General features: G+C 69.4%; 24 protein-coding genes. 9 read left to right on the forward strand and 15 right to left on the reverse strand.

The features are described 5' to 3' along the window. Positions 1-16 precede the first annotated feature (16 nt). The 3 genes from NS2_RS02900 (at position 17) to NS2_RS02905 (ending at position 2,240) form a co-directional block, all read left to right on the forward strand. A complete protein-coding gene (locus NS2_RS02900) occupies positions 17-1,222 on the forward strand; it encodes a pyridoxal phosphate-dependent aminotransferase (protein ID WP_033085479.1) in 1,206 nt (401 codons plus the stop codon). Positions 1,223-1,278: 56 nt separating this feature from the next. Next, positions 1,279-1,440, forward strand: a complete 162-nt coding sequence (locus NS2_RS35780; protein WP_155240033.1) for a hypothetical protein — start codon at positions 1,279-1,281, stop codon at positions 1,438-1,440. A 155-nt stretch (positions 1,441-1,595) separates the two neighbouring features. Continuing rightward, a complete protein-coding gene (locus tag NS2_RS02905; RefSeq protein WP_036547273.1) occupies positions 1,596-2,240 on the forward strand; it encodes a LysE family translocator in 645 nt (214 codons plus the stop codon). 5 nt (positions 2,241-2,245) lie between these two features. Here the strand turns inward: NS2_RS02905 and NS2_RS37115 are convergent, their stop codons facing one another. From NS2_RS37115 to NS2_RS02925, 5 genes are all read right to left on the reverse strand, one after another. Next, entirely contained in the window at positions 2,246-3,013 is a 768-nt protein-coding gene (locus NS2_RS37115; protein ID WP_228102608.1) for a M1 family aminopeptidase, read from the reverse strand. A gap of 3 nt (positions 3,014-3,016) precedes the next feature. After that, on the reverse strand, positions 3,017-3,649 hold the full coding sequence (locus tag NS2_RS37120; protein WP_228102609.1) for a gluzincin family metallopeptidase: 633 nt from the start codon (positions 3,647-3,649) through the stop codon (positions 3,017-3,019). 87 nt (positions 3,650-3,736) lie between these two features. Continuing rightward, positions 3,737-4,375: a LysE family translocator gene (locus tag NS2_RS02915; protein ID WP_033085481.1), complete on the reverse strand. Its 639-nt coding sequence runs from the start codon at positions 4,373-4,375 to the stop codon at positions 3,737-3,739. Positions 4,376-4,421: 46 nt separating this feature from the next. After that, the gene (locus NS2_RS02920; protein ID WP_045435859.1) at positions 4,422-5,090 is read right to left on the reverse strand and encodes a DUF3239 domain-containing protein; all 669 of its coding nucleotides are present in this window, start codon (positions 5,088-5,090) and stop codon (positions 4,422-4,424) included. A 37-nt stretch (positions 5,091-5,127) separates the two neighbouring features. Continuing rightward, positions 5,128-6,786: a DNA repair helicase XPB gene (locus NS2_RS02925; RefSeq protein WP_033085482.1), complete on the reverse strand. Its 1,659-nt coding sequence runs from the start codon at positions 6,784-6,786 to the stop codon at positions 5,128-5,130. Positions 6,787-7,076: 290 nt separating this feature from the next. Here NS2_RS02925 and NS2_RS02930 point away from each other — a divergent pair, with 290 nt between their 5' ends. After that, complete coding sequence (locus NS2_RS02930) at positions 7,077-8,588, forward strand: endoglycoceramidase I (RefSeq protein ID WP_096490786.1); 1,512 nt, start codon at positions 7,077-7,079, stop codon at positions 8,586-8,588. 313 nt (positions 8,589-8,901) lie between these two features. After that, positions 8,902-9,432, forward strand: a complete 531-nt coding sequence (locus tag NS2_RS02935; protein WP_033085483.1) for an LppU/SCO3897 family protein — start codon at positions 8,902-8,904, stop codon at positions 9,430-9,432. Positions 9,433-9,507: 75 nt separating this feature from the next. Here the strand turns inward: NS2_RS02935 and NS2_RS02940 are convergent, their stop codons facing one another. From NS2_RS02940 to NS2_RS02955, 4 genes are all read right to left on the reverse strand, one after another. Beyond that, positions 9,508-11,775 (reverse strand): helicase-associated domain-containing protein, encoded by a 2,268-nt coding sequence (locus NS2_RS02940; RefSeq protein WP_033085539.1) that lies wholly within the window; start codon positions 11,773-11,775, stop codon positions 9,508-9,510. 338 nt (positions 11,776-12,113) lie between these two features. Continuing rightward, positions 12,114-12,311 (reverse strand): hypothetical protein, encoded by a 198-nt coding sequence (locus NS2_RS02945; RefSeq protein WP_155240032.1) that lies wholly within the window; start codon positions 12,309-12,311, stop codon positions 12,114-12,116. 139 nt (positions 12,312-12,450) lie between these two features. Next, positions 12,451-13,083 (reverse strand): transglycosylase family protein, encoded by a 633-nt coding sequence (locus tag NS2_RS02950; RefSeq protein WP_033085484.1) that lies wholly within the window; start codon positions 13,081-13,083, stop codon positions 12,451-12,453. A 426-nt stretch (positions 13,084-13,509) separates the two neighbouring features. Further along, complete coding sequence (locus tag NS2_RS02955) at positions 13,510-13,740, reverse strand: hypothetical protein (RefSeq protein WP_033085485.1); 231 nt, start codon at positions 13,738-13,740, stop codon at positions 13,510-13,512. Positions 13,741-13,921: 181 nt separating this feature from the next. Between NS2_RS02955 and NS2_RS02960 the strand changes: the two genes are divergently transcribed. Then, complete coding sequence (locus NS2_RS02960; RefSeq protein WP_033085486.1) at positions 13,922-14,377, forward strand: cold-shock protein; 456 nt, start codon at positions 13,922-13,924, stop codon at positions 14,375-14,377. Positions 14,378-14,451: 74 nt separating this feature from the next. On the opposite strand, the gene NS2_RS02965 is transcribed toward NS2_RS02960, so the two are convergent. From NS2_RS02965 to NS2_RS02975, 3 genes are all read right to left on the reverse strand, one after another. After that, positions 14,452-15,048 carry a DUF2771 family protein gene (locus tag NS2_RS02965; RefSeq protein ID WP_052085958.1) on the reverse strand — a complete coding sequence of 199 codons (597 nt, stop codon included), beginning with the start codon at positions 15,046-15,048 and terminating at the stop codon, positions 14,452-14,454. A gap of 16 nt (positions 15,049-15,064) precedes the next feature. After that, positions 15,065-17,059: an MFS transporter gene (locus NS2_RS02970; protein WP_222594860.1), complete on the reverse strand. Its 1,995-nt coding sequence runs from the start codon at positions 17,057-17,059 to the stop codon at positions 15,065-15,067. A gap of 152 nt (positions 17,060-17,211) precedes the next feature. Then, positions 17,212-18,006, reverse strand: coding sequence for a glutaminyl-peptide cyclotransferase (locus tag NS2_RS02975; protein WP_071812183.1), 795 nt, complete (start codon positions 18,004-18,006; stop codon positions 17,212-17,214). A 17-nt stretch (positions 18,007-18,023) separates the two neighbouring features. On the opposite strand from NS2_RS02975, the gene NS2_RS02980 reads away from it, so the two are divergent. Continuing rightward, a complete protein-coding gene (locus tag NS2_RS02980) occupies positions 18,024-19,073 on the forward strand; it encodes a DUF3027 domain-containing protein (protein ID WP_081985600.1) in 1,050 nt (349 codons plus the stop codon). A gap of 251 nt (positions 19,074-19,324) precedes the next feature. Next, a complete protein-coding gene (locus tag NS2_RS37125) occupies positions 19,325-22,633 on the forward strand; it encodes a sacsin N-terminal ATP-binding-like domain-containing protein (RefSeq protein WP_425575460.1) in 3,309 nt (1,102 codons plus the stop codon). Positions 22,634-22,712: 79 nt separating this feature from the next. Here NS2_RS37125 and NS2_RS02990 read toward each other — a convergent pair whose 3' ends face one another. Then, entirely contained in the window at positions 22,713-23,327 is a 615-nt protein-coding gene (locus NS2_RS02990; protein ID WP_155240021.1) for a TetR/AcrR family transcriptional regulator, read from the reverse strand. A gap of 112 nt (positions 23,328-23,439) precedes the next feature. Beyond that, on the reverse strand, positions 23,440-23,679 hold the full coding sequence (locus NS2_RS02995) for a DUF2530 domain-containing protein (RefSeq protein ID WP_045435853.1): 240 nt from the start codon (positions 23,677-23,679) through the stop codon (positions 23,440-23,442). Positions 23,680-23,788: 109 nt separating this feature from the next. On the opposite strand from NS2_RS02995, the gene NS2_RS03000 reads away from it, so the two are divergent. Continuing rightward, positions 23,789-24,226 (forward strand): MarR family winged helix-turn-helix transcriptional regulator, encoded by a 438-nt coding sequence (locus NS2_RS03000; protein ID WP_033085489.1) that lies wholly within the window; start codon positions 23,789-23,791, stop codon positions 24,224-24,226. A 3-nt stretch (positions 24,227-24,229) separates the two neighbouring features. Here the strand turns inward: NS2_RS03000 and NS2_RS03005 are convergent, their stop codons facing one another. Further along, positions 24,230-24,640, reverse strand: a complete 411-nt coding sequence (locus tag NS2_RS03005; RefSeq protein ID WP_155240020.1) for a YccF domain-containing protein — start codon at positions 24,638-24,640, stop codon at positions 24,230-24,232. Positions 24,641-24,695: the final 55 nt, after the last annotated feature.

Here is a 24,695-nt window from a genome sequence, read left to right on the forward strand (position 1 = left end):
TCATTATTCTCCGGTAATGCCGTCCCGTATCCCGACCGTCGCCCGGTTGCAGCCCTTCGCCTCGACGATCTTCGCCGAGATGACCGAACTGGCCGTGCGCCACGGTGCGGTCAACCTGGGGCAGGGCTTCCCCGACAGCGACGGTCCGGCGGGCATGCTCGACGTGGCGCGCCAGGCCATCGCCGACGGGTTCAACCAGTACCCGCCCGGGCGCGGCGTGCCCGCGCTGCGGCAGGCCATCGCCGCGGACCGGGCCAAGCGGTACGGGACCCATTACGACCCGGACAGCCAGGTGCTGGTCACCGTCGGGGCGACCGAGGCCATCGCGGCGACCGTTCTCGGGCTCGTCGAGCCGGGTGAGGACGTCGTGCTCATCGAGCCGTACTACGACTCCTACGCGGCCGCCATCGCCCTGGCCGGGGCCAATCGGCGCACCGCGCGGCTGGTGCCCGACGGCGACAGATTCGCCCTCGACCTGGACAGCCTGCGCGCCGCCATCACCCCGAAAACCCGGCTGCTGCTGGTGAATTCGCCGCACAATCCGACCGGGACCGTGCTGTCGCGGGCCGACCTGGCGGCGATCGCCGCGCTCGCCGTCGAGCACGACCTCTACGTCATGTCCGATGAGGCGTACGAGCACCTGTACTTCGACGGGCACGAGCACATCAGCCTGTCCACCCTGCCCGGCATGTTCGAGCGCACCGTCGTGATCTCCAGCGCCGCCAAGACCTTCAGCGTCACCGGTTGGAAGATCGGCTGGGCCTGCGCCCCCGCGCCGCTGCTGGACGCGGTGCTCGCCGCCAAGCAGTTCCTCACCTTCGTGGGCGGCGGCCCGTTCCAGCCCGCGGTCGCGCACGCCCTGAACAACGAGCAGCAGTGGGTGGTGGCCCTGCGGGAAACCCTGTCGGAGAAGCGGCTTCGCCTCTCCTCCGCGCTCGCCGAGGCCGGATTCGGCGTGAAGCGCAGCGACGGCACCTATTTCGTGTGCGCCGACATCACCCCGCTGGGCAAGCGCGGGGAGGCGGAGCGGACCGACGCCTACGCCTTCTGCCGCGAACTCCCCGAGCGCCTCGGCGTCGCCGCCGTACCGGTGAGCGTGTTCGCCGACGACAAGGCCGCCTGGAACCACCTGGTCCGCTTCACCTTCTGCAAAAAGGAGGAGACAATCGCCGAAGGCGTGCGCCGCCTGCGCGCGGGCCACGCGGCCCAGGTGGTCCGCTAGCTCCCGGAATGCTCCGGTCTGCGGAATGATCGGGCAGGTCGTACGGTTGTGAGCCGTTGTCGCACACCGAGACGAACGGACGCACCATGCTCGGCTACCTCACCGACCCCGCCGGACCAGCCGGGCTGCGGCTCGCCACCGATCTGCCCGAGCCGCAGGCGCGGCCGGACGAGGTGGTCGTCGAGGTGCGGCCTTCGCCGTCAATCACGATGAGCTGAACCTGATCCGGCGGCGGCCGGACGGCTGGCGGCCCGGTCAGGACGTGGCCGGGGTGGCGGTGCGGGCGGCGGCCGACGGCAGCGGGCCCGCGGCGGTCCAGTTGGTGGTGAGTGGCCCGCGACAGCGATCGAGGGCGGGCAGCAGAATCGGGCGTGTGATCGAATCGACTGCGGTGCTGGGGGTTGCGGCGGCGGCCCTCGGGCTGGTGCTGACGCCGGGGCCGAACATGATGTATCTGGTGTCGCGGACCATTTCGCAGGGGCGGCGGGCCGGGCTGGTGTCGCTGGCCGGGGTGGCGATGGGATTCGGGGTGTATCTCGCGGCGGCGACGGCCGGGATCACCGCGGTGTTCGCGATGGTGCCCGCGCTGTATCTGGCATTGAAGGTGGCCGGGGCGGTGTACCTGGTGTATCTGGCCTGGAAGACGTTGCGGCCGGGCGGGGTTTCGCTGTTCACGCCGACCGAGCTGCCGCCGGATCCGGCCCGGCGGCTGTTCACCATGGGGCTGGTCACCAATCTGCTGAATCCGAAGATCGCCATTCTGTACATGGCGCTGATTCCGCAGTTCGTGGTGCCCGCCGCCGGGCGGGTGTGGCTGCAGAGCCTGTGCCTGGGCGCGGTGCAGATCAGCATCGCCATCACGGTGAACGGACTGATCGTGCTGAGCGCGGGCGCGATCGCGACTTTCCTTGCGGGACGGCCGCTCTGGCTGCGCGCTCAGCGCTTCGTCACCGGCACCGTGCTCGGGGCCATGGCGGCGCTGGTACTGAATGACCGGACGCGGCCGCTACCGGCCTGAGGCGGTCACGACCGCAGCGATCCGGGGAAGAGGAATTCGTCGGCCGGGCGGTCGGTGCGGTCCAGCCACGCGGCGAGGAAGCCCGTCAGATCGTGCGGGGTGCGCGACTGGAGGAACTGGCGGAACTCCGGCATCGAGGCATTGCCGTACTTGTGCGCCATGACGAAATCGTGCACGGCCGGGAAGTAGGCGTCATCACCCATGACGCGCCGCAGGGCATGCAGGAACAGCGGGCCGCGGTAGTAGACCGCGGTGAATTCCTTGTCCTTACCGGGGTTCTGCAGCGCGATCTCCCAGAACTTGGGATCGTCACGGAATTTCGCGACGGTCTCGCGGTACTGTGCGTCGACGTCCTTGCCCTCCTTGCGCTCCGGCCACAGGTAGTCGGCGGTGTAGCTGGCGAAGCACTCGTTCAGGCAGATGTCGGACCACTGCTTCACCGACATCGAATCGCCCCACCACTGGTGGGTGATCTCGTGCACCACGGTGTTCAGGTCGGTCCAGGGCGCGTAGATGGGTCGCGACTGGGTCTCCAGCGAGAACTGCAGATCGGTGTCGACGTAGATGCCGCCCGCGGTGTCGAACGGGTACGGGCCGTAGAGCTCCTCCTGGAAGTCCAGGATCTCCGGCAGCCGCGACTCCACTTCCCTGGCCTTCAGAGCATCCGGCGCGAAGGCGCTCAGCAGCGGAGTTCCATTGGCGCGCCGCTGTTCCAGGAATTCGAACTTGTCGACGGCGATGGTGGTCAGATAGCCGATCACCGGCTGGCGCATCTCTCAGGAGACGGTGCGATCGGCGCCCTGGACGGTGTCGGAGACCTTGTCGCCGCCCGACATCACCTCCCACTCCTGCGGCACGGTGGCATGCAGCGTGAAAGTCGCCTTGTCCAAGGGGGTGTCATTGATCGGATACCAGCTGCTGGCCGAATGCGGTTCGCCCGCAACGAAAGCTCCGCCGCTGGGTGAGAACACCCAGCCCTCGCCGTCGGTGCCGTCGACCGGGCCCGCGTACTCGGCCTGCACGGTGAACGGCAGGCCGGGCAGCAGCGGCAGCATCGGGGTCACCACGAGTTCGTGCTCGTCGGTGCGGTCGAACCAGGCGGGCAGGTTGTTGACCGTCACCTTCGAGATCTTCGGACCGCTGTAATCCAGGTTGAACACCCGCAGGGCCTGGGTGGCCACCGCGTCGATGCGGGTGGACCCGGTCAGCTGATGCGTCGGGGGATCGTAGGAGATGGTGACGTCGTAATGGCTCGCGTGATAGCCGCCATTGCCGTCCAAGGGATAGTAGGGATCGCCCAGGCCGGGCGAGCCCACCGTGGGATCAGCCGAATCAGCATGCGCTGGAGCCGCATTCGCGCCCGCCAGCAGTACCGCCCCCACCGCCATGTACCGCCAGTTCCGTCTCATGCGCTACTACCGCCCCTTTCCGCGCTCATGACCCCGGCCGGCCGGATGCCACTGCCCCGACCAGCCCGATGCTAACCGGCTCGACTCTCAGTTGGTGCTGCCCGACACGGCCACGCTGGCGCCCAGCCCGATGATCATCACGCCGCCCGCGCCGCCCACCGCCTCCAGCCGCTTGGGCGAGCGCGCGAACCAGTTCCGCGCCGTCCCGGCCAGCAGGGCGTAGACGGAGTCGGAGACCAGCGCGATCGCCAGGAAGACCAGGCCCAGCAGCATCATCTGCACCGGCACCGCCCCCGCGGAAGGCTCGACGAACTGTGGCAGCACGGCCGAGAAGAAGATGATGGCCTTGGGGTTGGTGAGCCCCACCAGCACCGCCTGCCGCATGGCCCGGCGATTGTCCATGGGCTCGACCTTGGCCTCGAAGGCCTCGCGCAGCGAACGCCGCTCGCGGAAGGCCTGAATACCCAGGTAGATCAGATACAGGGCACCGGCCAGCTTCACCACCGAGAGCGCGATGGCCGACGCGGCGAGGATGGTGCCGAGCCCCGCGGCCACCAGCCCGAGGATCACCATGACGCCGATCGAATGGCCCAGCACCGAGAGCAGGGCGGGGCGCCGGCCGTAGGTCAGCGCCCGGCCGATCACGAAAAGCACGCCGGGACCGGGGATTATGACAATGACAATGGATGCGACGAGAAACGCCAGCAGGTTCGCGGCGGGAATCATCGGATCATTCTATTTCGCGAGGCGAAAGATGTCGCGCGAATAGAATTCAGCCCCGCAGCTCGTCCGGCAGCTGCTGCGGATCCAGCAGCAGCCGCTTGGCGTCGGCCCCGCGCACCTTGTCGGCCAGATCCAGATTGTCGGTGAGCAGCTTCCACTCCACCTCGTTGATGGCGGTCCGGGCGCGCTCGATGATGTTGAGGTCCCGGGTGCCCCACGCGAGGGGCATGGCGCTCACCGTCTGCCACAGATCCCCGACCGGGCCGGGCGCGCGGTCGACGCGCACGGTCACCGAGGGCACCCGTTCCCCGGCGCGGGCCCGATGCCCGGGTAGCGAGCGGACCGTGCGGGTCACCAGGGCGTAGCGCGGACCCTGCGCGCTCGGCTTGGCCAGATCGACCAGGGCCAGCAGGGTGGCCCCGTTCCCGTGGGTCTCCGACACCACCGCGGGCACCAGCTCGCCCATGGCGTACAGCTTGTCGACGCGGCCGCGATGCGGCATCCAGTACCCGATGAACAGTGCGGTGACCGCGGCCAGCAGGAACGCCACCGCGAGCAGCCACGACCACGGATGGTTCACCCAGACCAGCACCGCGACCGCCAGCCCGAGCGCGACGGCCGCCGTGTACGCCCAGATCCGGAGTCGGCGCAGGTCCGCGACGACCTCGTTGACCGCCCGGGCATGTTCGCGGTCCACCGCGAATTCGAAGCGCCGCACGTGCGTCCCTCCCGCCTTATGGAGGCTCTTCCTCCACTTATCCTATAGTCGGCCCCAGCAGGTCGTCTGCATCGGTGATGCGATAGGCATACCCCTGCTCCGCAAGGAAACGCTGCCGGTGCGCGGCATATTCGGCGTCCAGCGTGTCACGTGCGACGACGGAATAGAAGTGAGCCTGGCCGCCACCGTGTTTGGGCCGCAGCAGCCGCCCGAGCCGCTGCGCCTCCTCCTGCCGGGACCCGAAGGTGCCCGAAACCTGAACGGCCACCGAGGCTTCCGGTAGGTCGATGGAGAAGTTGGCGACCTTCGACACCACCAGCACCGGAATCTCCCCGCGGCGGAAGGCGTCGAAGAGCTCCTCGCGCTCCTTGGTCCGGGTGGAACCCTGGATGATCGGGGCGTTCAGATGCTCACCCAGCTCGTCGAGCTGATCGAGGTAGGCCCCGATCACCAGGCTCGGCGCGTCCTTGTGCTGGGCCAGGATCGCCTCCACCACCGGCAGTTTGGTGCGCGCGGTGGAGCACAGCTTGTAGCGCTCCTCCGGCTCGGCGGTGGCGTAGGCCATACGCTCGGCATCGGTCAGGGTGACCCGCACCTCGACGCAGTCGGCGGGCGCGATCCAGCCCTGCGACTCGATGTCCTTCCACGGCGCGTCATAGCGTTTGGGGCCGATCAACGAGAACACGTCGCCCTCGCGGCCGTCCTCGCGCACCAGGGTGGCGGTCAGGCCCAGCCGCCGGCGCGATTGCAGGTCCGCGGTCATCCGGAAGACCGGGGCGGGCAGCAGATGCACCTCGTCGTAGATGACCAGGCCCCAGTCGCGGCTGTCGAACAGCTCCAGATGCCGGTACTCGCCCTTGGTCTTACGCGTGATCACCTGGTAGGTGGCAATGGTGACCGGGCGGATCTCCTTGCGCTCACCGGAGTATTCGCCGATCTCGTCCTCGGTCAGCGAGGTCCGGGCCAGCAGCTCGCGCCGCCACTGCCGCCCGGCCACGGTATTGGTGACCAGGATCAGCGTGGTCGCCTTGGCCTTGGCCATGGCCGCCGCGCCCACCATGGTCTTGCCCGCGCCACAGGGCAGCACCACCACGCCGGACCCGCCCGCCCAGAACGAATCCGCGGCCAGCTCTTGATAATCGCGCAGGTGCCAGTCGCTGGACTGATAATCCAGGTCGATCTGATGTGCCTCGCCGTCCACGTAGCCCGCCAGATCCTCGGCGGGCCAGCCGACCTTGAGCAGCATCTGCTTGATCCGCCCGCGCTCGGACGGGTGCACGATCACCGTGTCGTCATCGAGGCGCGCACCCAGCATGGGCTGAATCTTCTTGTGCCGCAGGATCTCCTCCAGCACCGCCCGATCCAGGCTGACCAGCACCAGCCCGTGTGCGGGGTGCTTCACCAGTTGCAGCCGGCCGTAGCGCGCCATGGTGTCGACGATGTCCACCAGCAGCGGCTGCGGCACCGCGTACCGGCTGAAACTCACCAGCGCGTCCACCACCTGCTCGGCGTCGTGCCCCGCGGCCCGCGCGTTCCACAGGGCCAGCGGCGTCACCCGATAGGTGTGCACATGCTCCGGCGCCCGCTCCAGTTCCGCGAACGGCGCGATGGCCTGCCGCGCCGCATCGGCCGACTCATGATCGACCTCCAGTAGCAGCGTCTTGTCGCTCTGCACGATCAGAGGACCGTCGGTCATCACACCTCCTGGCTTGTCCGGGCCCGAATGAGCCTCGTCCATTCTCCAGGAACCCACCGACAAGACCACGTGACCTGCGCCCTTTTCGCTCAGGGCGGAGGTTGGGGCCGGTGGGGCGGTGATGGATTCCGCGAAAAGCGGTCAAGACCCGAGTTCCTGTGGCTAGGATCACCCGAAACTTGGACGGATGTCCATTTGAACGATTGACCTGATTAATCTGAACAGGGGTGCCGATGCGCGGGAAAGCGACTCGGAATCGATGGCGACGCGGCGGAGTGCTGGTGGCGGCGATGGTCGCGGCGGCACTCGCGGGCAGTCTGATCGTGCCCGCCAGCGGATCGGCCGTGCCGGCGGATGGCGGGACCGGGCCGATACACACCGATGGCGCTCGGTTCGTGGACGACAGCGGGCGGGTCGTGGTGCTGCACGGGGTGAACAATGTGGACAAGGAACCGCCCTATGTGGAGCCGGGGGATGGGCTGACGCTCACCGCCGATGACGCGGCGCTGCTTGCGCGGCACGGGTTCAATACGGTGCGGCTGGGGGTTTCGTTCGACGGGCTGATGCCGACCAAGGGGGTGGTCGACACCGCCTACCTCGATCGGATCGCGGGAGTGGTGGATGTCCTGGCGCAGTACGGGATTCACACCCTGCTCGACAATCACCAGGACGGGCTGTCGAAGGTGTGGGGCGGCAACGGGTTTCCGGAGTGGGCGATTCACGCGCGGCCCGGGGGCGGGGAACCGAATGTCGGGTTCCCGCTCTACTACCTGATGCCCAGCATGAATCAGGGCTGGGATGAGGTCTGGAACAACAGCTACGGGGTGCTCGATTACCTGGGCGAGGCGCTGGGGGCACTCGCGGCGCGGGTGAGCGGGCATCCGGGGGCGCTCGGGATCGAGCTCCTCAATGAGCCGTGGCCCGGATCGGCGTTCCTGTCCTGCTACCCGAACGGCTGCCCGGGCTTCGATGTGAAATACCAAGCGGCCATGCAGAAGCTGACCGACGCGGTGCGCGGGCGCAACGGGGAGCTCATGGTGCTGTGGGAGCCCAATGTCACCTGGAACGAGACCATGCCCACCAATCTGGGGCAGAATCCGCCGATCACCGCGCCGGACATCGCTTTCGCGCCGCACGATTACTGCATTCCGAGTCAGCTCGCCATCTATATGGGGCTGCCCGCGTTCCTGCGTGGGCTGTGCCCGCCGCAGCAGGGCAAGACCTGGGGCAATATCGACGCCTTCACCGCTCGCACCCACCTGCCGACGCTGGTCACCGAATTCGGTGACGGTGACGCGGCGGTGCTGCGCAATACCCTGATCCGCGCCGACGAGCGGTTCGTGAGCTGGCAGTACTGGCACTACGCGTCGCGATTCGGGGCGGGCGGGCCGAAGCCGGATCCGTTCACCGGGGATGTCGGCAAACAGCTGGTGCGCACGTATCCGCGCGCGACGGCGGGCACGCCCGGGCGGATGATCTTCGATGCCGACACCGGTGACTTCGCCTACCGCTACACGCCGCGGGCGGGGACGACCGAGATCTATGTGTCCGACGTGCATTACCCGGACGGCTACGCGGTGCGGGTCGACGGCGGCCGGGTCACCTCGGCGGCCGGGGCGCGCGTGGTGACGGTGGAGGCCGACGCCTCGACCCCGGTGACCGTCCATATAAACCGGCCCGGATCGAAGGGGGCTACCGTGCCCACCGGTCCGATCGGAACCGGTTCGGCGTCGGGCTCGGCCGACAGCGGCTCCGGGCTCGGCTCGGCGGACAGCGGTTCGGGCACCGGCTCGGCGCACTGAAACCCGTTGACCTGCTTGTGTAACGACGCCCGGGTGGGGAGCGACACAGCGCCCGGAACCATTTTGGACATACGCACAGATAGATCCGATCGAGAGGTATCACCGTGAACGCCCTCAGCCTGCAGTTCCTCAGCACGCTCCCCACCCTGCTCATCAACCTGTCGCTGCTGGGTATGCGCGGACTGTCCATGCTGCACTGACGCCGTCATGCGGTCTCGGTATAACCCGCACGACGGATGCGGCCGCGCCCGCCGCACAGGTATTCTCACCGCGTTCACAGCCGTGAACTGTTCGGTGAGAAAGGTTTTCGCTAGTGAAGGTCGCAGGAACGAGGACGCTGGTGCGCCTCGTACTCGCCCTCGTGGCGGTGGCCGTGGCCGTGCTGGCCGTTTCCGGCTGTTCGATGCTGAAGGACGCCAGTAAGTCCGAAACGGCCAAGTCGAAGGTCGGTGACTGCATCAATGTCATCGAGGGTTCGGCCACCGACTCCAAGACCGCGCCCGTCGCGTGCTCCGACCAGAAGGCCGTCTACCGGGTCGCCGCGGTCTACGACAAGAAGACCGAGTGCCAGGAGGAGCAGACCTCCTACGAGGAAACCCTCAATGGCGGCACCACCGCGTTCCTGTGCCTGAGCCCGAACTTCAAGGAAGGGGCCTGCTACAACGAGAGCAAGGCCACCGGCTACAAGTACGTGGCGTGCACGGCTCCCGAGGCCTCCTTCAAGGTGATCAAGCGGATCGACGGCCAGGCCGACGAATTCCAGTGCGACACCGCCACGGCCATCGGCTTCCGCCTCGTCCCGGACCCGAAGACCACCTTCTGCCTGGGAAACCCCAAGGGATAAACCGACTTTCGAATAGGCCCGGCTCACGGGTGGCAATGAATGCCACCCGTGCGTCGGGCCTTTTCGATATGGCCGCTATTCCACCAGGGCGACCGAGGCGATGCGGTGCAGGGTGAAGTGGCGGACCGCGCCGGTGACCGGGTCGAGGGCATCGAGTTGGCCGCCACCGACTTTGAGCGGCTCGACCACGCGCTGGGTGGCGACGCCCTGGGCGTCGACGTAGCCGATGTGGACGGGGCGGCGGGTGCGGGCGGCCAGTTGCAGCAGGTTGAGGGTGGCGGCGGTGCTGGTGCGGGAGCCGTCGGTGCGGATCGCCTGGCCGGGGCGGGCATTGGCGGCGCGTTCGCTGGCGCGCAGCTCGGTGACCAGGGATTGCAGCTGCTCGATGCTGGGCGGGTTGGGTCGCCACTGCTGGCGCGGCTGCTGGCGGGCGGGCAGGCGCGCGCCGCGCGGGCGCAGGTCGACGATGGCTCCGGAGGAGTCCTCGCCGGCGGGGCTGAAACCCGCGGCGCGCAGGCGTTCGAGGACTTCACCCAGGGGCGCTTGGGAAATCGCGACGGTGGGGGCGATCGCGCGCAGGGCGAGTTCCCCGGCCACCGGCGCGGCCAGCACCTCGGCCAGCAGGGTCGGATCCTCACTGCGCAGGAAGCTCTGGGCCATGCCCGCGCGCAGGCGGCCGTGGCGGCGGGCCACATCGTCGATGAGATAGGTCAGCGACTGCGGCACCGGGGTGCGGGAGTACGTGGTGAACAGATTGTGCAGTTCCGCGGCCGTCGCACCGGCGTCCAGGGCGCGCCGCACCGAGGTCTCGCTGATGCGGTAAACCGTTGCGGCACCGGCCGATTCGACCTCGGCGACCATCTCGATCCGATCCCGCAGCTCCGGGACGAGCGGGCCGGGTGCGATCACCGTCAGATCGGCCTGCACCAGCACGTGATCCACCGGTTCCGGCAGCGCGATCGCCATCTCGGATTCGGCGTCCTCGGGGCTGCCGTGCAGCAGCGCCCGGCCCGCCGAGGTGACGGCCCCGCGTGCCACCAGCCCCAGCGATTCCGCTTCCGCCAGTGTGCTTTCCACCGCGTCCAGCCGATAGTGCCGCCGCCGGCGCGGTTGCCGCCAGGCCAGGATGCGGCCCAGTCCGGCGGCGGAAACCTCGGTGCCGGGCGGGAATTCGGCCAGCAGGTCCAGGACGGCGCGCCGGTCGCGGACGGCGTGCACGGTGCGCAGCTCCGCCGAAAGCGCCGCCAGCGGTTTGTCATTGGCGTCGCGCAGGCCGATCATCCACGGGAAGCGGTCCAGCTCCAGCCAGGCCTGGGCCAGCACCACCCAGCGGCGCGGCGGCACCACCGCGAGCCAGGCGTCGGAGGTGGTGGTGGGCGTCCAGTAGTCCTCGGTGCCGTCGCCGTCGGGCGCGGGCTCGGGGTTGCCCTTGTCGATGAGCCGGGCCGCGGCCAGGATCTCGGCCAGCAGGCCGAGGCGGGTCTCGTCGATGCCGGTCTGCTTGGCGACCCGGCGCAGTTCGCGCACCCCGAGGCCGCCGGAGCGCAGCACCGGCGCGGGGGTCCGGGCCAGCGCCTCGAGCACGGAGGCGCTGTGCCGCAACAGTTCTCCCACCTCGCCCGCGGCCACCGCATTGATGTCGGCGGGGGCGTGCTTGGTGGCGTCGGGATGCGGGGGCGTGAGGGCGTGCGGGTCGGTGACCGGCTCGTTGCGCAGCAGCTGGCCGACCGCGACCGGCAGCTCCACGGTCTCCTCGTCCACCCAGTTCAGCAGGCGGCGCGCCAGCAGGCGCTGCACCGGCCGCTCGCTCGGGGTGCCGGGCGCGGCATCGCGGGTGCGGCCGCGCGGGCCGGTGGTGGCCAGCTGCTCCAGTAGTGCCCGCTCCTGCGGCGTGGATTCGGCCAGGGCCGCGGTGATCTCGGGCTCGGTGAGCGTGTCCGGTAGCTCGGTGGTGCTGCCCAGCGGCCACGGCAGGGCCTCCTGCGCCGCGGGCGTCACCCGCAGCGCGGTATCGGGACCCCAGACGATGGCCCGGCCGCGCAGCTTCGCCACCGCCGCGTTGACCGTCGCCGCCGGTACCCGATCCGACAGCAGTTTGCGCAGGGTCTTGGCGGGCAGCGGGGAGCCGTGGCGGCCGTCGGCGGCGCCTTGCACCACAAGGGTTTCGATGATCGCGAAGTCGAGGGTGTCCAGCTCGTCGCCGGCGCGCAGCACCGAGGCGCGCTGTTCGGTGCGCGCCGCCAGCACCGCCATCGAGGCGGGCAGCGGGACGGCCAGATCCGGGCGCAATTGCAGCAGCGTGACGAGGTCCTGGTCGGTGCGCTTGGAAAGCCATTCGGCCAGAGTCGCATCGGCGCGCGCGGCGGCGGATTTGGACTTCTTGGCGGGAGTGGCGGTGCCGGATTCGGCGGCGGAGCCGGAATCGTCGGCGAGGGCGGCATCGCCGGGAAGGATGGCGGAAGCCCCATTGCCGGTGGCGGCGGGGGAAGGAGTCTCGGTCACTTCACCCGATTCCATCGGGCAGCAGGATTTTCAGACACCGTGCGATTTTCGAACACAGTGCGGACGCGGTTCAGCGACCGCCGCGGAGACCAGGCGGGCAAGGAGGCCCGGAGTCGTATGCGCGGCGGCCGCCCGGGAACGAGCGCCGTTAACCGCATGGTTGTCGGTCGTGCGCCGGATCAGCGATTGACGATGGTGTGCGGGTGCACGTAGGGCAGCTGATCGACCGGAAGCGGAAACTCCATGTCCTCGCCGTACGGGGAGAGACCGCCGGAGCGGGTCGACGAGAGTTCGGTGACCGCGTGGTCGCCATTGGCCATCTCGGGCCAGCCATTGTCGACATAGGGTTTGTTCGATTTGTTCACCACGCCGCTCATTCTGGCATGTGCCCCCCGAGACCGCCCCCTCCGGCACCCGGAAGTTTGCCCCGGGCATGGCGTTCCGGCAGCTACCGAAACGGCGAATGCCCCGCGTCGTCATTGACGCGGGGCATTCGGGGGCGGGAACGCCGGGTCGCTACTGCGGCAGCAGGCCCTTGTTCGCCTCGAAGAAGTTCACAACGGTCGGGTCCAGCTGGGTCCCGTTGGCCTTGGTGGCATTGAGGAAGTCCAGCGCGGGCTGGGGGATGTTGATGCCCTGCGACTGGGCGACCGCGATGGCGCGATCGACGGCCTGGAAGACCTCCTGGGTGCCGTTGGTGGCGGCGCCGGGGCCGGACTGGGCCGGGGCCCACTGCGGGGTGTCGGAGGCGGCGGGCGCGGGGGCGGTGCGCGGGGTGGAGCCGCTGTGCAGGCCGAGGCTCGAGGAGCAGGACGGCCAGGCACCCCAACCCTGGGTGGCGAGTACCTTCTCGGCGACCGCGATCTGCTGCTCACGGGTGGCCTGGTTGGCGGTGGGGGCGTATTCGCCGCCGCCGTGGGCGGTCCAGGTGCCGGGGGAGAACTGCAGCCCGCCCTGGAAGCCGTTGCCGGTGTTGATGGCCCAGTTGCCGCCGGCTTCGCACTGTGCGAGGCGATCCCAGTCGGAGTCGGGTGCCGCGCTGGCGTTACCTGCCATGGCCACTCCCGCGCCGCCGAGAGCGATGCCCGTCAGGGCAACCTTGGCGACGGTGCGGCCGGTGTTGGTCGGCTTGCGATGGCGTCCACTCATTTTCGGGTCTTTCCTCTCGTACGCGCCTGCGAGGCCGACTACCGGGGTCGAACTGAGAGGTCGTCCGGCCCGGCGCACTGGGTGCGCTGTTCCTCGTCTTCGCCCCTGATTCCAGTTGGGGGTCCGTACCCGCGGGGCGAAGTTCGGTGCGGCGGGCCGGTGGCGCCGGGCTGACCCGGCTGGTGGAGAACATTACGACGACCGCCGCCAAAAGTCTCCTTTTGGTAACCGCCGTGTCTGTCCGGGTCACCAACCGGCGCAAAGGGTTCCGGTTGGCTTCTGCGCAGGTGGTCACGGCGAGTCTCGGCCGATAGGGGTCTGTCACCGCTCTGTGACCTTCTCGTTATGTGACGAAGATCACAGGCATGCCCGGGTAACGAAGTGGGCAATCCCGGTGTCGCCCGGTCTGCGCGACGAGTGACCCGGTCAGCGTGAGCGGCGACCCGACCACAGCGCGTAGACCAGCGCGAGCAGGAAGCCGAGCGGTGCGCACATGGCCACCAGATACAGCCACACCCCCGGCTTGGCATCGGTCAGCGCCGCGACGCCGAAGATTGCGAAAACAGCCAGCAATCCAATCGCGAACAGACTCAAGGCGATATAGAGCAGCGCGCTCGCGGAACCGCGGGGACCCCGCTTGGAAGAAGTGTCGGACACCTCTCGACCGTAAAACTGATGTGCTCGCGCTATTCACACCGGGGTAGACTCAGTGTCTATCGCGTCCTGCATAGCTGTGGGGCGCGTTCTTTTCGCAAACGGAAAGGTCGCGGGCGCGTGCGCCCGTGACCACGAATGTGCCCGGCGCTGCCCGGGCTTGAATGACGAACGGGTGAGCGCAGTGCCGACCGGCAAGGTGAAGTGGTACGACGTCGAAAAGGGCTTCGGCTTCCTTTCCCAGGATGAGGGCGAGGACGTCTATGTTCGATCGTCGGCGCTGCCCGATGGTGTCGAGGCGCTCAAACCGGGCCAGCGCGTCGAGTTCGGGATGGCCGCGGGTCGCCGTGGCCCGCAGGCGCTTTCGCTGAAGCTCCTGGAGACCCCGCCGTCCCTGCGCGAGGAGCGCGGCGGCCGGGGCGAGCGCGGGGACCGCGGTGATCGTCGCGGCGGCCGCAACCACGACGCCCCCGTCACCCGCAAGACTCCGGACGAGCTGCACGGCCTCATCGAGGACATGATCACGCTGCTGGAGACCAAGATCCAGCCGGATCTGCAGCGCGGCAAGTACCCCGACCGCAAGACCGCCCAGCGCATCGCCGAAGTGGTGCGCGGCGTCGGCCGCGAGCTCGACCATTAGGTCGTATCGAGAAGCCAACGGGCCCCGGTGATTCGATCACCGGGGCCCGTTCTCGCGTTGTGGCGGGCGCGATCTCAGCTGAAGAGCGCCGGATCGAACTCGGGGGTGTGCAGGGCCCAGATGCCGCGGCTGATGACGCCCTCGTTGCCCTTCTCGTCGCGGGCCGGGATCGGCAGGTGCAGTTCCATGATGGCCAGGCGCACGTGCTCGTTGGCCGGGGTCTTGATGGTCACGGTGAGCGGCTTGTCCCACTTGGCGTCCTTGTCACGCTCCGGCTTGCCCGAGAGTCGCCAGGGGTTCTTGGAGGTGAGGATGTCCCCGTCGGCCCGGTTGCCCGGCAGGCGGTAGCCGATCAGCAGTTCCCAAGGCGCGTTGGCGATCTCCTTGGGCAGCGACAGCTGCACCGTCGAGCCCGGCGGCACGTCCAGGTCGGAGATGGCCCCGCTGGAGTCGCATTTGCCCATGGCCAGACGGTCTTTGGAGATCTGCAGATCGCAGTAGAGGAACGGATTCACCGATGCCGACTTCCCGTGCGCGTACGCGGTGATCTCGGGGTCCGGTTTGTCGGCCTGGCGAACGGCGATCGTGACCACGGCGGCCACCGCTGCCACGAAAACCAGCAGTGCCGCTCCGGCCAGGGCGGCGATCGTGCGGGTTTTGGATTGGCTCACCGAGTTGTCCTGTCCGTCATGGGGTGGGTTCCCCCGCGCCGTGCGCTACCTCCTGCTTGGCGTGCTGGGGGCGGTTACCGCCCAAACCGGGCAGTAGCGAATGACCACGGTAGCTGACCACGGTCTGTATCAAGCCCAGCGCCATCACCGACGCGACCGCGGTGAAACCGATCCACCAGGTCGGCGGCAGCAGCACGCCCATCGAACCGCCGATCACCCAGGCCAGCTGCAGCACGGTCTCGGAGCGGCCGAAACCCGAGGCGATGGATTCCGGCGGCAGGTCGTCCTGGATGGAGGCGTCCAGCGAGACCTTGGCCAGCGCGCTCGCGCAGGCCGCGACCATGGTCGCGATGGCCGCGCCCATCAGGTTGTCCAGCAGGGCCGCCACCACGGCCACCGCGACGCAGGCGATGGTGCAGCTCAGCACGATCAGTTGCGGGCGGCCGAGTTTCATGCGCGCGCCGCTGGCATTGCCGGTGAAGTTGCCGATGGTGGCGGCCGCGCCGATCACGCCCAGCATGGCGATCTGCTGCACCGGGCGATGTTCGGTGGCCTTGGCCACGAACGCGCCGTAGAAGGTGAGGAACCCGGTCAGGACGCGCACGGTGCCATTGCCCCAGAGCCCGGTCACCACCGAACGGCCCAGGGGCTGACGGCGTTTGCTCGGCTGCACCCGGTCGGCCTGGCTCGGATCCAGCACCTCGGTGCGGGCGTCGTTGCCGTGATATCCGATGGTGGCCGGGACCTCGCCCTCGGTGACCTCCACCCAGGACGGGATGCGCAGGCTCAGATACGCGCCGGCGGCGGCCAGCGCGGCGGCCAGCAGCAGCGCGCCGGTGTAGCCGGTCAGCTTGGCGGTCAGCGCGGCCACGCCGCCCGCGCCCAGCGTGCCGCCGACCAGGCCGAACACGGTGAGCCGGGAGTTGGTGCGCACCAGGTCCATTCCCGGTGGCAGCACGCGCGGGGTGACCGCGGATTTCAGCACCGAGAACGACTTGGACAGGATCATCATGCACAGGGCCAGCGGGTACAGCGCCCAGTTGTCGATATTGAAGATGAGCAGCATGGCGATGAACACCCGCAGCCCGAACGACCCCGCCAGCGCCACCCGGCGACCGCGCTGCAGCCGGTCCAGCATGGGGCCGATGACCGGGGCGATCACCGCGAACGGCGCGATGGTGATCAGGAGATACAGCGCCACTTTGGTTTTGGATTCCGCCGTGGCGCTCGCGAAGAACAGCGTGTTGGCCAGCGCCACCGCGATGGCCGCGTCGGTCGCGAAATTCGCCATGGTGGCGTAGATCAGCGCGGTGAGTCCGGATTCCTCCGCACCGTCGGCCTTGGCCGCGCGCTGGAAGGTCGCGAATCCGCTCTGCGTCAGCTCGATACTGCGCCGCGCCGCGACCCGGGTGACGGTCAGCTTGCGCGGCGGCTTGTGCAGGCCGTTGCTGTCCTGCGAGCCGGGCTCGGGCGCATGCGATTGCGCCGCGGCCGTTTCCGGGTACCGCGCCTCGTCGTGGAAGTGCCGCGCGGTATCGGGCCGGGTCGGGTGGTCGCCCGGATCCCGGCGGGTGGGCGGCGCCGCGTCGGCTCCGTGGCGGTGCGGGTGCCTGGGTTCCGGGCCGGTTCCGGACTCCGGGTCGTAGCGGACCTTGCGGGCGGTACCGAAGTCGTGCGGCTGCTGCCACGCTCGCGGATCGTCCGGAGTGCCGTCGGGCGGCCGGGTTTCGTACGGCCGCGTCGGCGGGTTGTCGCCGGGCTGGTCACGGATTCCGGATTTGTCCTGGGCCTCGGCCTTTTCGTGGCGGCGGCGCGACCAGCGTGAGGTCCGGCCTTCGGATTCGTCGCGGGACCCGCGCGGGGGTTCGCCGCGGGCGCCGGAGGACGGGTCGGCGGGCGGGCGGCGGGTGAGGAATTCCGGGACTTCGGGCTCGTCGTGCGGGGGGACGGGTCGGCGGCCCGCGCGGTTGGCGGGCGGATAGCGGTCGTACCCCGGGTGCCGTTCGATCATGGGAGAGTCCTCGTCGCCCCAGCGACCTGGGTCGGCACCGGGGTCACGGGGAGGAGTCACGCGTCAATTCTTGCAGTGTCGCCGACCGGTGGCTGCACTACCGCCGGTGTGCGCCGCCACATCTTCGGTCGTATGCCGCCCTCGACGGGTGATCAGGCGGGTACGAAGCGGACTTCGTAGGACGTCGGCCACTTCTTGCCGGTGAGTAGGAAACGGTCGGTGCCGGGGAGGTGGGCGATGCCGTTGAGGACGTCGGTGTCGGGGGTGCGGGCGTGGTCGGGGAGCAGGCCGGAGGCGTCGATACTCGCCAGCACCTCACCGGTGTCGGGGTTGATGCGCAGGATGGTGTCGCCGGGCCAGCTGTTGGCGTAGACGGAACCGTCCGGGGCGCAGTCGAGTTCGTTGAGTTTCGCGTTCTTATGGCTGGTGAGCGCGATGGCGCCGGTGACCGCGAAGGTTCGCGGATCGCGGAAGGTGAGGGTCGAGCTGCCGTTGCTCATGAGCACGCGATCCGCCCGGGTGCACAGGCCCCAGCCCTCGCCGTCGAAGCGGGCGGTGCGGATCTCGGTGCGGGTGGCCGGGTCTCGCGCGAAGGCGATGCCGTCCTTGTAGGTGAGCTGCCAGAGCAGATCGCCGGCGCGGGTGATGCCCTCGCCGAACAGCGGCTCGGGCAGTTCGGCGCGGGCGGTCTCGACGCCGGTGGTCAGGTCGGTGGCGCTGACGTACGAGTGCCCGGGCAAACCGGTGCTCTCGTACAGAACCGACCCGTCGACTTCTAAGCCCTCGGTGAACGCGCGCGTGTCGTGCGGGCGGGTGGCGACCACCTCGACCCGCCACTTCGGCGTGTTGTCCCTGCTGGTGCAGGCCGTGAGCGCCGCGGCCAGAGCCAGGGCGGTGGACGCCATGATCATGGCGGTCACTACCGGTGCACGGCGTTTGCGCTCCATGCGGCAAAATGTAGACCGTGAGCGCAGTTGGAGTTTCGGAGTCCGGTGTGCGGCCGATCCTGGCGGAGGCGGTCGAGCTGGCCCGCCGTGCGCTCCTGGATCTCGAGCCGATCGGGGTGGGCGCGCATCTGGGCGTGACCGCCGAGGACGAATCCTCGGCGACCCACCACTTCGCGGCCACCCTGCCCGGCTATCGCGGCTGGCAGTGGGCGGTCGTGGTGGCGGCCCCGCCGGCGGCCACGGTCGCCACGGTGAGCGAGTCGGCGCTGCTGCCCGGCCCCGACGCCCTGGTCGCCCCCGACTTCATTCCGTGGGATCAGCGCATCCGCCCCGGCGATCTCGCCCCCGGCGATCTGCTGGCCCCGCCGCTCGGCGACCCCCGCCTGGTCCCCGGCTATGTCGCCACCGGCGACCCGGCCGTCGACGAGGTGGCCCTCGAGATCGGCCTCGGCCGCACCCAGGCGCTCTCCCGCGAGGGCCGCGAGGAAGCCTCCGACCGCTGGTTCACCGAATACGGTCCCGACACCGACATGGCCCGCGCCGCACCCTCCACCTGCGGCCTGTGCGGCTTCTACGTTCCCCTCGCGGGCGCGCTGCGCTCGGCCTTCGGCGTCTGCGCCAATGCCATGGGCGCGGACGGCCACGTCGTCCACGTCGCCTACGGCTGCGGCGCCCACTCGGATGTGGTGCTGCCCAGCGGCAATGGCTCACCGCTCTACGAGGCCTACGACGACGCCGCCGTGGAACTCATCCCCGCCGAGGACCTGCGCCCGGAAGCCCCGGCAGCCGAGGCGGAATCGGTCGAGACCGGCGAAAAGGATGAATCCGGCGTGGTGGAGGTCGTGGACGCGCTGTCCGCCGCCCGGGAGGCCGCGGCCGCCGAGGCGGAAACCGTTGTCGCCGAATCCGAGTCGCCGGAAGCCACTGCCGCCGCGCCCGAGGCCGCTGCCGAGTCCGGCGTGGTCGGGCTCTTCGAGGTGGCGGATCCGGATTCGGTGTATGACGATGCCTGGGCCGTGAATGCGGTGCGGATGGAGCCTGATTCGGGGACTTCGGAGTCGCACTGAGTCGATCGGCGGGTGGCTCGGAGTTCCCGCCGGGTGGCTCGGGGTATCGGCCGGCTGGCGCTGAGCGCCCCGCCCGGATGGCTTGATGTGCTCGGCCGGGCGGTCGAGGTGGCTGGCGAATAATTGCGTCGGGACGATTCGGGTGGTGTGGTGGACCCGGTTTCCGGCGGATCTTGTCGGAATTCTGTGAAATGACCGGATGGTTGGCTTTGGCGTGCCATAAAACCGTTGTGCGGGAAGGGGTATAGGGCGTGATCGCGACCGATCTGGGGGATCCGTTCGGGACCGGGGAGTTGCGGGCCGGGGTGCTGGCCGCGTGGCGGGGGTCGCCGACCCGGTTGCGGGAGGATGCCGCCACCGAGGCGGATCTGGTGCGGGCCGGATACCGGGATCGGCTGCTGACCGAGCTGGCCCAGAACGCGGCGGACGCGGCGGTGAAGGCCGGGGTCGACGGCCGGGTCGCGGTCTGGCTCGACGGGCGGACCCTGCACGTGGCCAATAGCGGCGCGGCGCTGGATGTCTCGGGTGTGCACGCGTTGACGGCACTGCGTGCGTCGGGAAAGACCCAGGACGCATCCGGCATGACCCAGGGCACGTCCGGCGGGAGCGCGCCGGTCGGCAAGTTCGGGGTCGGCTTCACCGCGGTGCTGACGGTGTCGGACGAAGTGGAATTGCGGTCGACCAGCGGGTCGGTGCGGTTCTCGCGGACCGGGACCCGGGCGCTGCTGGGGGAGCAGGGCATCGAGATCCCGGAGGCGCCGGGCGGTTTCGAGCCGCCCGCGCTGCGCCTGGCCTGGGCGATCGAGGAGCGGCCCGCCGCCGGGTTCGACAGCGAGATCGTGCTGCGCCTGCGCGAGGGTGTCGACACCGTGGCCCTGCTCGCCGAGATGCGGGCCGAAGCGGCCGACCTGCTGCTGGAACTGCCCGCGCTGCACAGCATTCGCATCGGCGACGACGAGATCGCGAGCACCGCGCGCGAACTCGACCACGGTCTGACGGAACTGCGCATCACCGGCCCGGATTCCGAGGTGCGGACGTGGTGGCAGTACCGCGCCGAACGGGCCCGCTGGCTGCTGCCGGTGCGCGACGGCCGCCCGGTCGCCGCCCATCCGGACGTGCTGCGCGCCCCCACCCGCTCGGACGAGGAACTGTCCATCCCGGCCCTGCTCATCGCCGACATCCCCATGCAGCCCGACCGCCGCCGCCTGCTCCCCGGCGCCCACCTGACCGCCCTGGCCACCGGCTACGCCGATTTCGTCCGTGCCCTCCCGCCCCGAGACCGCCTGGTCCTGGTCCCCACCCCGGGTTTCGCCCGCAGCGAGGCCGACGGCCTGCTCCGCGAGGCCCTGATCGCCGACCTCCGCGACCACGAATGGCTCCCCATCCGCACCGTCCACTCGTCCCCCCTTCCCGAATCCGCCCTCCCACCAGCAGATTTCGCCGCCTTCGGCACCCCGGCCGCTCTCGGCGCTGTGACGGGCGAATCCGCCTCGGCGACAGGCGACACCGGGGTGGTGGGTGATCCCGAGGCCACGTCGGGTGGCACCGATCGGGTGGGTCCGGGCGGCCCGTCCGTCACGAACCGGGCGGCCGGTTCACCGGCGGCCAAGAGCCCCACGCTCCGGGCGGCGGAGCACGAGACGCTGCCGCTGTGGGAGCTGCCGGTCGAGGATGAATTGCCCTACGGCGCAGTCGAACCCCATGACGCGATCGGGCCGCACGACGTGGTGGCGTCCGGATCGGGCGATCTCGTGGAGTTCGGCGCACCGGCCGAGCCGGATGACATGGCCGGGGCGGCTGACAGCGGCGGGGCGGCCTCCGCCCTGGGGATCGTTGTGGATGAATCTCCGATGGCCGAAAGCGCCGGGGCGACGGTGGATTCGTACGGCGGCGCGGTGGCCGCGCCGCGCCGGGTCAGCGTGTTTACCGGGGTTACTACGGAATTGGCCGATCTGCTGGCGGAGATGGTTGGGCCGCTGGTGATTCCGGAGTTGTCCGGGCGGATGCATGCCGACGCGCTGGCGGTGCTGGATGTGCATCGGGTCGGGCTGGCGCGGATCGCGGAGTTGTCGAGCAGCCTGGAACGTGAACCGCAGTGGTGGTATTCGCTGTACGACGCGCTGGAGTCGTTCGCGGTGGATCCGCTGTCGGTGGAGGAGCTGGGTGCGCTGGCGGTGCCGCTGACCGATGGGCGGCTGGTGACGGGCCCGCGCACGGTGGTGCTGGACGACCGGCTGGAGTCGGCGGTACCGGTGCACTGGGCGCGCCTGGTGCACCCGGAGGCGGCCCACGAGCTGCTGGGGCGGCTGGGGGCGCGGCCCGCCACGCCGGAGGATCTGCTGAACGATCCGGGTCTGCAGGCCGTGCTGGAGGACGATCCGAGTGATCCGGACACCGTGGACGCGGTGCTGAGCCTGGCCGCGCACGCTCTCGCCGCGCCCGGCACGCTGCCGTCCTGGCTCGGCCTGCTCGAATTGCCGGATGTGGATGGCGATTCGCTGCCCGCCGATGAGCTGCTGCTGCCCGACGCGCCGCTGGGCCGGGTGCTGGTGTCGGATTCGCCGTTCTCGACGGTGGATCCGGAGGTCCTCGAGCGCTACGGCCCGGAAGCCTTGCGCGCCATCGGCGTCGGCTGGGGCTTCACTCTGGTGACCGAGTCCGATCCGACCGGCCCGGACCACCACCTCGACGACGAGGAAACCTGGTGGGAGGGCCTGACCGACGATCCGGCCGAGCTGATCGCCGTGCGCGACCTGGACCTGGTGGACGACGGCGAGTGGCCGGAGGCCCTGCGGCTGTTGCTGTCCGACCGCTCCACCCGCGCCCTGCTCGCCGACCGCGACGGCTACACCGCCTGGTGGCTGCACCGGCACGCGCACCTCGACGGCATCCCGCTGGGCCTGCTCCGGCACCCGGACGACACCCTGTTCGCGGGCCTGCTCCCGCAGCTGCCCGGCTTCGACGCCGAGGATCTGGCGGTGCTGCGCGGTGTCCTCGCCGACCCGGAGGTGCTGACCACCGCCCTGGCCGAGGAACTGCTCGACGCGCTCGCTGATCCGGCGAGAAGGCCCACCCCCGAGTCGATTTCGCAGACCTACCGGCTGCTGGCCGAGGCGCTGGAGTCCGGCCGCCTGGATCTCGAGGAAGTGGTGCTGCCGGGTCAGGTGCGGGCGCTGTCGGGCGAGGTGATCCCGGCCGCGGACGGCCTGGTGCTGGATCGCTCCTGGTTCGGCCCGGCGCTGCCGGTGGACCGCCTGGTGGTCGGAGACATCGCCACCGCGAAATCCCTTGCCACCCTGCTGGATCTGCCGCTGGCCTCGGAGGCGGTGACCGCGGAGGTGGTGAGCGCGGGCCGCGAAACCTCCTGGGCGGCCGAACCGCTCGGCGTCCTGCTGCGCATGCAGTTCGATTTCACCACGCCCGCAGGGGAACTCGTGGTCCACGACCAACTGCGGGTGCGGCTCACCGGCGCCTACGAGGCCACCGTCGAGGTCGCCTGGTGGCACGAGGACGGCGTCACCCACGTGCAGGCGCAGCCCCAGAACCTCTCGCGCCGCTGAGCATCGGCCCGGCCGGGGGCGAAATCAGGTCCGGCGCGGACACCTCGAGTGTCCGCGCCGGAAAGGGGGAGGGCCCGGGTCAGGCCGAATGGGCTGCCACGGTGGTGGCGAGAACGTCCAGTTGGTCACGGACGGCGGCACTGTCGTTGTCCACCAGCCAGCGCAGCACGACGCCGTCTATGGTGGCGAGGATGAAGCGCGACAGCGTGCCGACGGGAACGGTCCACTGGGTGCCGGTGGCCTCGCGCGCGTGCTCGCAGATATCGGCGACGGTGGAGTCGTTGAAGGTGTACTGCTCGCGGGCGATGGCGAGTTTGGCAGGCGTCTGCTCACCTTCGCGCAGGGCGTAGGTGGTGGTTTCGTAGGTGAGTAGCTGGCGCTCGGGTGTGGCTTCTATGTTGAGCCACATGAGTTCCAGACCCGCGCGCACCAATTTCTGAAGCGCTTCTTTTCCGGTTCCGACGTCCTGCCATACGGTTTCGTTGGCGTCGACGGAATCACGCAATTCCATCGAGAGCGCCTTGACCAGCTCGGTCATCAGCTGATCTTTGTTTTCGAAACAGTAATGCACCACACCGAGGGAAACACCGGCTGCCTGGGCAACATCGCGCGTGGTAACTCCTGCCACGCCCTTCTTTTCGGCAAGGCCGATGGCCGCCTCGATAAGGTGGGCCCGTCGTTCTTCGACGCTCAATCGGGAGGACACTCCAGGGAGTTAAGCGTCCGCGACGCGTGCAGTCAATTCGCACGCTCCGCAAGTTCGTTTCGTGAGACTTCCCTGGACGCTTGACCAGTCGTTTGGTCCGCTATTCCAGGCCGAGTTGCGCGCCTTTGTCGCCGCGCCGTGCGCCCCGCCGCTGAATCGCGAAGATGGTGTAGCCGAGCAGTCCTACCCCGAGGCCCATCAGACAAACCGGGCGTGCGGTGGCCCAGGCGTCGTTCGCCCATACCGCGATGGTCGCGATCAGGAATCCGATGGTGCCCACGGCCAGCACGGGCCGCGGGTCGGTGAAGCGCGGGGGAATCTCCGGCACGGGAGTGGTCACCGAACCAGACTAAGGGCTGCGGGCGGTTCGGGTGGCGCGCCGGGGCCGTCGGTGGCTAGGCACCCGAACAGCCGACTCCCACGCGAGCGGTCCCGTATCGTTTGCCTCTGTGACAACGCCTTCCGACATTCGAGCGCTTGCCGGTGAACTCTCGCTGGCGGTGGTGCGCTTGACTCGGCATCTGCGGGGCCGCCGGGCCGATGCCCAGATTTCGCTGACCCAGCTGTCCGCACTCGCCACGCTGAATCGGGAAGGCGCCATGACCCCGGGCGCGCTCGCCGCCAAGGAGCGGGTGCAGCCGCCGTCCATGACGCGGGTCATCGCCTCGCTGTCGGAACTGGATCTGGTGGAACGCAATCCGCACCCGACCGACGGGCGGCAGATCATCGTGTCGCTCTCCACCGCCGGGCGGGCCCTGGTCGCCGATGAGAACCAGGCCCGCGAGGCGTGGATGACCGATCAGCTCTCGGGGCTCACGCCCGATCAGATCACCGTGCTCAAAGAGGCCGTCGGCATCATGAAGCAGATCGTGGACGAGTCCGAATAGCCGTCAATACCCGAAACGCCGGTCCGCGTCGACGATTTCGCGGCCCAGCGGGAGCAGGGAGACCGGGATGAGCTTGAGATTGGCCCAGGCGAACGGGATTCCGATGATGGTGAGGGCGAGCGCGATGCTCGTCATCAGGTGACCCAGCGCCAGCCACCAGCCCGCCACGATGATCCAGACGATATTGCCGAGCATGGAGCCGACGCCCGCGTCCGGCTTCTCCACGGCCTCGCGACCGAACGGCCACAGCACGAAGTTGGCGATCCGGAAGGACGCGATGCCCCACGGGATGGTCACGATCAGCACGCAGCAGATCAGTCCGGCGATCACGTAGCCGATGGCCATCCAGAATCCGACCAGCACGAGCCACAGGACGTTGAGTATCAACTGGATGGGTTTCACATCTCCCAGCATGCCAGCGGTCCGCGGCCGCGAACACCGGGAAAACCCTGACTTTCGAGGTCAGGGT

The sequence above is a fragment of the Nocardia seriolae NBRC 15557 genome, from assembly GCF_007990715.1.
Taxonomy (GTDB): domain Bacteria; phylum Actinomycetota; class Actinomycetes; order Mycobacteriales; family Mycobacteriaceae; genus Nocardia; species Nocardia seriolae.

Excerpts from the sequence above, each read along its gene's own strand:
- NS2_RS02900 (WP_033085479.1), top strand. The coding sequence starts at position 17 with ATGCCGTCCCGTATCCCGACCGTCGCCCGGTTGCAGCCCTTCGCCTCG.
- NS2_RS37115 (WP_228102608.1), bottom strand. The coding sequence starts at position 3,013 with ATGCGCCAGCCGGTGATCGGCTATCTGACCACCATCGCCGTCGACAAG.
- NS2_RS37120 (WP_228102609.1), bottom strand. The coding sequence starts at position 3,649 with ATGAGACGGAACTGGCGGTACATGGCGGTGGGGGCGGTACTGCTGGCG.
- NS2_RS02915 (WP_033085481.1), bottom strand. The coding sequence starts at position 4,375 with ATGATTCCCGCCGCGAACCTGCTGGCGTTTCTCGTCGCATCCATTGTC.
- NS2_RS02925 (WP_033085482.1), bottom strand. The coding sequence starts at position 6,786 with ATGACCGACGGTCCTCTGATCGTGCAGAGCGACAAGACGCTGCTACTG.
- NS2_RS02930 (WP_096490786.1), top strand. The coding sequence starts at position 7,077 with ATGGTCGCGGCGGCACTCGCGGGCAGTCTGATCGTGCCCGCCAGCGGA.
- NS2_RS02945 (WP_155240032.1), bottom strand. The coding sequence starts at position 12,311 with ATGAGCGGCGTGGTGAACAAATCGAACAAACCCTATGTCGACAATGGC.
- NS2_RS02950 (WP_033085484.1), bottom strand. The coding sequence starts at position 13,083 with ATGAGTGGACGCCATCGCAAGCCGACCAACACCGGCCGCACCGTCGCC.
- NS2_RS02970 (WP_222594860.1), bottom strand. The coding sequence starts at position 17,059 with ATGATCGAACGGCACCCGGGGTACGACCGCTATCCGCCCGCCAACCGC.
- NS2_RS02975 (WP_071812183.1), bottom strand. The coding sequence starts at position 18,006 with ATGGAGCGCAAACGCCGTGCACCGGTAGTGACCGCCATGATCATGGCG.
- NS2_RS03005 (WP_155240020.1), bottom strand. The coding sequence starts at position 24,640 with ATGCTGGGAGATGTGAAACCCATCCAGTTGATACTCAACGTCCTGTGG.